At 60.9% G+C, this 7,456-nt stretch carries 5 protein-coding genes; all 5 read right to left on the minus strand.

What is annotated here, in order from left to right; all coding sequences use genetic code 11:
- Positions 1–130: 130 nt before the first annotated feature.
- The 5 genes from PMI23_RS18490 to PMI23_RS18510 all read right to left on the minus strand — a co-directional run bounded on the left by PMI23_RS18490 (position 131) and on the right by PMI23_RS18510 (position 7,355).
- The gene (locus PMI23_RS18490) at positions 131–2,776 is read right to left on the minus strand and encodes a FimV/HubP family polar landmark protein (RefSeq protein ID WP_007913450.1); all 2,646 of its coding nucleotides are present in this window, start codon (positions 2,774–2,776) and stop codon (positions 131–133) included.
- A gap of 208 nt (positions 2,777–2,984) precedes the next feature.
- Positions 2,985–3,995, minus strand: coding sequence for an aspartate-semialdehyde dehydrogenase (locus PMI23_RS18495; protein ID WP_007913449.1), 1,011 nt, complete (start codon positions 3,993–3,995; stop codon positions 2,985–2,987).
- 276 nt (positions 3,996–4,271) lie between these two features.
- Positions 4,272–5,384, minus strand: a complete 1,113-nt coding sequence (asd, locus tag PMI23_RS18500; protein ID WP_007913448.1) for an aspartate-semialdehyde dehydrogenase — start codon at positions 5,382–5,384, stop codon at positions 4,272–4,274.
- Between the two features lie 66 nt (positions 5,385–5,450).
- Positions 5,451–6,533, minus strand: coding sequence for a 3-isopropylmalate dehydrogenase (gene leuB, locus PMI23_RS18505; RefSeq protein ID WP_007913447.1), 1,083 nt, complete (start codon positions 6,531–6,533; stop codon positions 5,451–5,453).
- A 54-nt stretch (positions 6,534–6,587) separates the two neighbouring features.
- Positions 6,588–7,355, minus strand: coding sequence for a class I SAM-dependent methyltransferase (locus PMI23_RS18510; RefSeq protein WP_007913446.1), 768 nt, complete (start codon positions 7,353–7,355; stop codon positions 6,588–6,590).
- Positions 7,356–7,456: the final 101 nt, after the last annotated feature.

Here is a 7,456-nt window from a genome sequence, read left to right on the forward strand (position 1 = left end):
GCCTTCGGCAGCTCCTACATGAGATGGCGTTCCCCTGTAGGAGCTGCCGAAGGCTGCGATCTTTTGATTCAAAAAAGACAAACAAAAACGGCAGCCTCAAAGGGCTGCCGTTTTTTGTTTACCGCTGGATTTATGCCAGGTGCGAAAGCATTTCCTGAGCTTCTTTTTTCTGTGCCTCGCTCCCCTCACTGGCGACCTCGTTGAGGATGTCGCGTGCGCCGTCGCTGTCGCCCATGTCGATGTAGGCCTGAGCCAGATCAAGCTTGGTAGCGGCTTCATCAGTGCCAGCGAGGAAGTCGAAATCGTCTTCACCCAGATCACCACCGATTGCCGCATCGGCTTCGGTGAAGGTCGGCTCGGCAATGGTTTGCGACAGACGATCCAGCTCGGCGTTGACGTCATCCAGTTCGGCAGCGAACGCATCCGGCTCAGCCGCAGGATTGCTGTCCATTTCGTCGGCCAGCGACAGATCGAAATCGGCCGGCAGCTCCAGATCATCTTGTGGCACGTCAGCCACCACCGGCGGTTCAACTGGCGGCAGATCCTTCACGCCTTCGTCCAGATCCAGCAGGAAGTCATCGTCCGCCAGGTCAACCGCAGGCGCCGGTTCGGCACCCAGGTCCAGATCGAGGTCGAAGTCCGACAGATCATCCAGGTTCTCTTTGATATCGGTCTGCTGTTGCAGCACCGATTCGAAGCTCAGGTCGTCGTCCGCCGGGAATTCATCCAGCTCGACCGGCGCTTCAGGCTCAACCACCGGCGCCGGCTCAACCGGCGTGATGTTGTCGAGATCGTCCAGACTCAGATCAAACGCGCTGTCCAGATCGTCTTCCACAGGCGCTGGCGCCGGTGCTTCAGGCTCATCCAGCAGCAAATCCTTGACGTATTGCGCGTCCAGTTCGGCGGCCACGGCAGCAGCGGCCAGACCTGTCGCAGCGACGACGGCCATGGCCGGGAAGCGGCTTTTCAGCTCTTCGACCTTGGCGAAGTTGTCACCATTGGCCACCAGTTGACGCTCTTGACCGACGAACGCATCGCGGTCGCCCTGCTGACCGTAGACTTCCATCAGCTTCAGACGCAGATCACTGCGTTGCGGCTCCAGGCTGACGCCCTCTTCCAGCAGTGCAGCAGCCTGATTCAGGCGACCGGCGTTGATGTGCGACTGCGCCTTGTCGAGCACGTCATCCGAGCGCTCGGCGGCCGGCGCCACCAGCGGCGCCGCAATCGGTTCAGCCATCACGATCGGGGCAACTACCGGAGCCACTACGGGTGCCGGAGCAGGTGCCGGGGTGTTGAGCTTGACGCTCGCCGCCGGGGTTTCCAGACCTTCGAAGCTGCTTTCCGGCAGATCCTGCTCGGCGGAGAACTCTTGCTCTTCCGACAGAGCGCGGGCCATGCGCAGATGTTTCTCGGCTTCCTGCTGGGCCTTGCGGCGACGTGCCAGCAACAACAGCAGGAGCAGCAGAACCACTACACCGCCACCGACCAGACCCAACAGGATCGGATTGGTCAGCAGCTCATTGAAGGTTTTCTCGTCATCGACAGGCGGCTTCGGCGCCACCACTGGCTCGACGACTGGCGTTTCAGCCGGTGGCGCAATGGCGGACTCTGGCGTCGGCGCCGCTTCTGCCGGAGTGGCTGGCGGCGTGGCAGCCAGTTCAGCCGTGATCGCAGGCACCGCCGGTGCAGCAGCGTTGGCGGCCGGCGCAGCGCCCGCCCCTTCGGCCTGCAGTTTTGCCAGCTGATTGTTCTTCAGCTCGATCAGTTTTTGCAGCTTGTCCAACTGACTTTGCAGATCGGACATGCGGCTTTTCAGTTCCTCGTTATCACGACGGGTCGTGTCGAGGCTTTCCTGAGTGACCGCGAGCTTGTTGCTCAAGGCTTTAGCATCACCCGCCGGGCCTTTGCCGCGGGACTTGGCGCTTTCAGCAGAAACCAGACTCAGATTGTCCTGAGCGTTCTGCGCAGCACCGGAATTGCCGCGACCACGATTGGTCGCATCGAGCTGCTGCTGACCGGTGCCCGGTTTGGCCACATAACGACGGCCCTGACGCCAGGCTTCGTTCTGCGCAGCGACTTCGGCAATGGCCTTCGACTGTGGCAACGCAGTGCTTTGCACGGAATCCGGCAGGCGCAGCACCTGACCGGTCTTCAGGCGGTTGATGTTGCCACCGATGAACGCATCCGGGTTCAGCGCTTGAATGGCCAGCATGGTCTGCTGCACCGAACCGCCGGTACGCGCTTTCGCAGCGATTTCCCACAGGGTGTCGCGCGGCGTGGTGGTGTATTGCGTCGAGTGCGTGGCGCCCGTGGTCGGCGCAGTGATGGTCTGCGACGGCGCCGGTTGCGCGGCGGCATCAGCGGTCTGCGGCGAGAACTTCGATGGATCGAGCAGCACGCTGTAGTCGCGCAGCAGACGGCCGTTCGGCCACATCACCTGGACGAGGAATTTCACCATCGGTTCCGACAGCGGTTTGCTCGAGGTCACGCGCAGCACGCTTTTGCCACTGGCGTTGAGCACCGGGGTGAAGGTCAGATCATTGAGGAAGGCCTGGCGATCGACGCCGGCCTTGGCAAAGTCTTCAGCTGAAGCCAGGCTCGGCACCACTTCGGCAGCGGTGAGATCCTTGACGTCGAGCAGCTCGATTTCAGCCACCAGCGGCTGGTTCAGGGTCGACTTCAGGGTCAGCTCCCCGAGCCCGAGGGCATGCGCCATACCGGAGGACAGCGCCGAGGCGGCCGCTATTGCTAACACCAGTTTGCGAACTTGAACCATAGCCTCATCCTTTGTTTGAACGTTCCTCGGCCAGCGAGAAGATGTTGAATACCGCTGCCGTAAGGCATTGCGCGCGACGACGACAGATGCCGCGCGCGATCATTTCTTTGATGCCCCGGAATGTCCCGGAGGGTGACACGTTATCAAGCGATCTGGGCAAGCATAGCGCTCACCTAGAATCAGTCGACAAATTGTTGCCAAGTATCTTTTACAGCAGGTCTTTTATCAACAACTCAGCCACCTGCACAGAGTTAAGGGCCGCGCCCTTGCGTACGTTATCTGACGTCAGCCACAGATTAAGTTCCGCCGGGTCGTCAACACCGCTGCGCACGCGACCGACATAGACAACATCCTGCCCTACCGCGTCACCGACTGCGGTCGGGTAATCACCGGCTTCGACCAGCTCGATACCGGCCGCGTCTTCGAGTGCAGCGTTGACTTTTGCCAGGTCGACAGCCGACGCTGACTGCAAGGTCACGCTAAAGCTATCGCCAAAAAACACCGGGGCTTGAACGCAAGTTGCGGAAATCTTTAATAAAGGCAGCGCCAGCACCTGACGCAACTCGCGCACCAGACGTTTTTCCAGCAGCGTGTGGCCCTGCGCGTCAGGCGTGCCGACCTGCGCCAGCAGGTTGAAGGCCATCTGCCGATCAAAGAAGGTCGGTTCCAGCGGGCGCATGTTCAGCAGCTCGGCGGTCTGTCGCGCCAGCTCGGTCACGGCTTCACGACCTTGGGCGGAAACGGCCAGATTGGCGGTGACATTCACATATTGCAGATCGATCAGGTCGAGCAGCGGCGCCAGCACCACGGCGAGCGAAGTGGCCGACGGGCTTGGGCTGCTGACCTGGAACGGTGCTTTCAAACTGGCGAGTACTGCGGCGTTGGCTTCCGGCACCACTTGCGGCGCTTGATCGGCCGGCAGCGCACCGGACAGGTCAATCAGCGAGCAACCGGCGGCGTGGGCACGCGCGGCGTAGCTCAAGGTGATGGCCGGGCCGGCGGCGAAGAACACCAGTTTGACCTTGCTGAAATCGAATTCATCGACTTCACGAACGCGCACGTTCTTGTTGCGAAACAGCACCGAACTGCCAGCAGATTCGCTGCTCGCCAGCAGGTGCAGGTTGCCGACCGGGAAGTCGCGCTCTTCGAGAATCTGTACGAGGGTTTCGCCGACAGTACCGGTGGCGCCGATCACGGCAATATCTAGGGTCTGGGTCATGGTGCGAGCCTCTGGCGAAACGGGGGGAGCGGCACTTTACCGGGTGACCGCCATGCAGGCAATTTCTGCCGAGGATTTGCGGCGCCTGCACCGGCCTCATCGCTGGCAAGCCAGCTCCCACAATGGGCGGTGCGATTCACAGATTTTATGTACTCCACAAATCCCTGTGGGAGCTGGCTTGCCAGCGATGGGGCCAATCCAGACACCCGAGAAACCACAGGCATAAAAAAACCCGCACCTCTCACAAGGCACGGGCTCTTTCATTGCTGCAAACGATCAACGCTCAAGCAAAATCCGCAGCATGCGACGCAGCGGTTCGGCCGCGCCCCACAGCAGTTGGTCGCCAACGGTGAAGGCACCGACGAATTGCGAACCCATGTTCAGCTTGCGCAGACGACCCACCGGCACATTCAGGGTGCCAGTGACCTTGGTCGGGCTCAGCTCCTGCATGCTGATCTCGCGCTGGTTCGGTACCAGTTTGACCCAAGGGTTGTGCTGGCTGATCAGCCCTTCGATATCAGCGATCGGCACGTCTTTGTTCAGCTTGATGGTCAGCGCCTGGCTGTGGCAACGCATGGCGCCAATGCGCACGCAGATGCCGTCGACCGGAATCGGGCTCTTGAAGCGGCCGAGGATCTTGTTGGTCTCAGCCTGAGCTTTCCATTCTTCGCGGCTCTGGCCGTTCGGCAGTTCCTTGTCGATCCACGGAATCAGGCTGCCGGCCAAAGGTACACCAAAGTTTTCGGTCGGGTACGCTTCGCTGCGCATGGCATCAGCAACGCGACGGTCGATGTCGAGGATCGCGCTGGCCGGATCGGCCAGTTGATCGGCGACAGCGGCGTGGGTCGCGCCCATTTGCTTGATCAGTTCACGCATGTTCTGCGCGCCGGCACCGGAAGCCGCCTGATAGGTCATGGCGCTCATCCACTCGACCAGACCGGCCTCGAACAGACCGCCCAGGCCCATCAGCATCAGGCTGACGGTGCAGTTGCCGCCGATGTAGTTCTTGGTGCCCGCATCGAGCTGCTGGTCGATGACCTTGCGGTTGACCGGATCGAGAATGATCACCGCGTCATCGTTCATGCGCAGGCTCGAGGCCGCGTCGATCCAGTAACCCTGCCAGCCGGCTTCGCGCAGTTTCGGGAACACTTCGCTGGTGTAGTCGCCGCCCTGGCAGGTCAGAATCACGTCGAGGGTCTTCAGCTCATCAATGCTGTAAGCATCCTTGAGCGGAGCAATGTCCTTGCCCACGGACGGGCCTTGGCCACCGACGTTGGACGTGGTGAAAAACACCGGCTCGATTAGATCGAAATCCTGCTCTTCCAGCATCCGCTGCATGAGCACGGAACCGACCATCCCGCGCCAACCGATCAGACCTACACGTTTCATCGCAACTACACCTTCTTGAAAAGTGGGCCGCTGCTTTGTATTGAATTTCGCAGCGGGCCCGAGAGATTACAGATTCCGCAGCGCGGCGACTACTGCGTCGCCCATTTCCTGCGTACCGACTTTGCTACAACCGGCCGAATAGATGTCGCCAGTGCGCAACCCTTGATCCAGCACAACGCTGACGGCTTTTTCGATAGCGTCGGCCGCATCGTGCAGATTGAAGCTGTAACGCAGCATCATCGACACCGACAGAATGGTCGCCAACGGGTTGGCGATGCCTTTACCGGCGATGTCCGGAGCGGAACCGTGGCAAGGCTCGTACATGCCCTTGTTGTTGGAATCCAGCGAGGCCGACGGCAGCATGCCGATGGAACCGGTGAGCATCGACGCTTCGTCGGACAGAATGTCGCCGAACATATTGTCAGTGACGATCACGTCGAACTGCTTCGGTGCGCGCACCAGTTGCATGGCGGCGTTGTCGACGTACATGTGGCTCAGTTCGACTTCCGGGTAATCCTTGGCCACTTGCTCGACCACTTCACGCCACAGTTGGCTGGACGCCAGCACGTTGGCTTTGTCCACCGAGCAGAGCTTCTTGCCGCGAACCATGGCCATGTCGAAACCGACGCGGGCGATGCGGCGGATTTCGCTTTCGCTGTACGGCAGCGTGTCGTAGGACTGACGCTCGCCATTTTCCAGGGTACGGGTGCCGCGCGGCGCGCCGAAGTAGATGCCGCCGGTCAGCTCACGAACGATGAGGATGTCCAGACCGGCAACGATTTCCGGCTTCAGGCTCGACGCGTCGGCCAGTTGCGGGTACAGGATCGCCGGACGCAAGTTGCCGAACAGGCCCAGTTGCGCACGGATTTTCAGCAGGCCGCGCTCAGGGCGGATGTCGCGCTCGATGGTGTCCCATTTCGGACCGCCAACGGCCCCCAGCAGAACAGCGTCAGCAGCGCGGGCGCGGTCGAGGGTTTCATCGGCCAGCGGCACGCCGTGCTTGTCGATGGCGGCGCCACCGATCAGGTCATGGCTCAGCTCGAAGCCCAGGCTGTATTTGTCGTTGGCCAGCTCCAGCACCTTGACCGCTTCGGCCATGATTTCCGGACCAATACCGTCACCTGGGAGAATCAGAATCTGCTTGCTCATGCTTTCCTCGTGTCTTCAGTCGGTGCGCCACCTTAGGCGCGCCCGGAAAAATTCTTATCGCTCGGCCATCAGCACGATTACATCTGTACTGAACGAGCCATCGGCATCAATCTCAAAATATTCGCGCACTTCATTGCCCATCGACTGCTGCAACTGGCGGATCGCCGCGCGCATTACTTCAGGCGTGCGCATGCGCTCAACCCAACTGGTGTATTCCAGACGCAGGCGCTGACGCGCGGTACTGCGCACATGCAAACCGGCCTCGCTGACCTGCCGCAGCCACTCAGCGGCGGAATAATCGCGCACATGACTGGTGTCGCGCAGCACTTCGACGCTTTGCAGGTAAGTGTCGAACAACGGACTGCCCGGTGACAACACATCCACGAATGCCGCCACACCGCCCGGCTTCAGCACCCGACGCACTTCGCGCAGGGCCACACCGAGATCGCTCCAGTGATGCGCCGAATACCGGCTGAACACGAAGTCGAACTCGCCATCGGCAAACGGCAAACGCTCAGCGGCGCCGTTGACCGTAGCGATGTTGGTGAAACCGCGATCAACAGCAGCGGTGGCGACCACGTCGAGCATTTGCTGTGACAGGTCGTAGGCGACCACTTCCCTGACCAACGGCGCGACGTGGAAACTGACGTGACCGGCGCCGCAGCCCAAGTCCAGCACCCGAGCCTCGCCCTGCCCGGCCAGCTCAGCTTGTAGCAGAGCGAATTCGGTGCCCTGAGCGTGAACGGCGCTGCTCAGGTAGGCGGCGGCCTGTTCACCGAATTGCTTCTGGACAACCTGAGTATGCTGGGCGGTGCTGGTCATGGGATCTTTCCTTGAATCTTATGGTGCTTGTTCCGGCCTCATCGCTGGCAAGCCAGCTCCCACAGGTTTTGTGAACAACGCAAATCCCTGTGGGAGCTGGC

It is taken from the genome of Pseudomonas sp. GM24 (assembly GCF_000282235.1).
Lineage (GTDB): Bacteria > Pseudomonadota > Gammaproteobacteria > Pseudomonadales > Pseudomonadaceae > Aquipseudomonas.

Excerpts from the sequence above, each read along its gene's own strand:
- PMI23_RS18490 (WP_007913450.1), bottom strand. The coding sequence starts at position 2,776 with ATGGTTCAAGTTCGCAAACTGGTGTTAGCAATAGCGGCCGCCTCGGCG.
- PMI23_RS18495 (WP_007913449.1), bottom strand. The coding sequence starts at position 3,995 with ATGACCCAGACCCTAGATATTGCCGTGATCGGCGCCACCGGTACTGTC.
- asd (WP_007913448.1), bottom strand. The coding sequence starts at position 5,384 with ATGAAACGTGTAGGTCTGATCGGTTGGCGCGGGATGGTCGGTTCCGTG.
- leuB (WP_007913447.1), bottom strand. The coding sequence starts at position 6,533 with ATGAGCAAGCAGATTCTGATTCTCCCAGGTGACGGTATTGGTCCGGAA.
- PMI23_RS18510 (WP_007913446.1), bottom strand. The coding sequence starts at position 7,355 with ATGACCAGCACCGCCCAGCATACTCAGGTTGTCCAGAAGCAATTCGGT.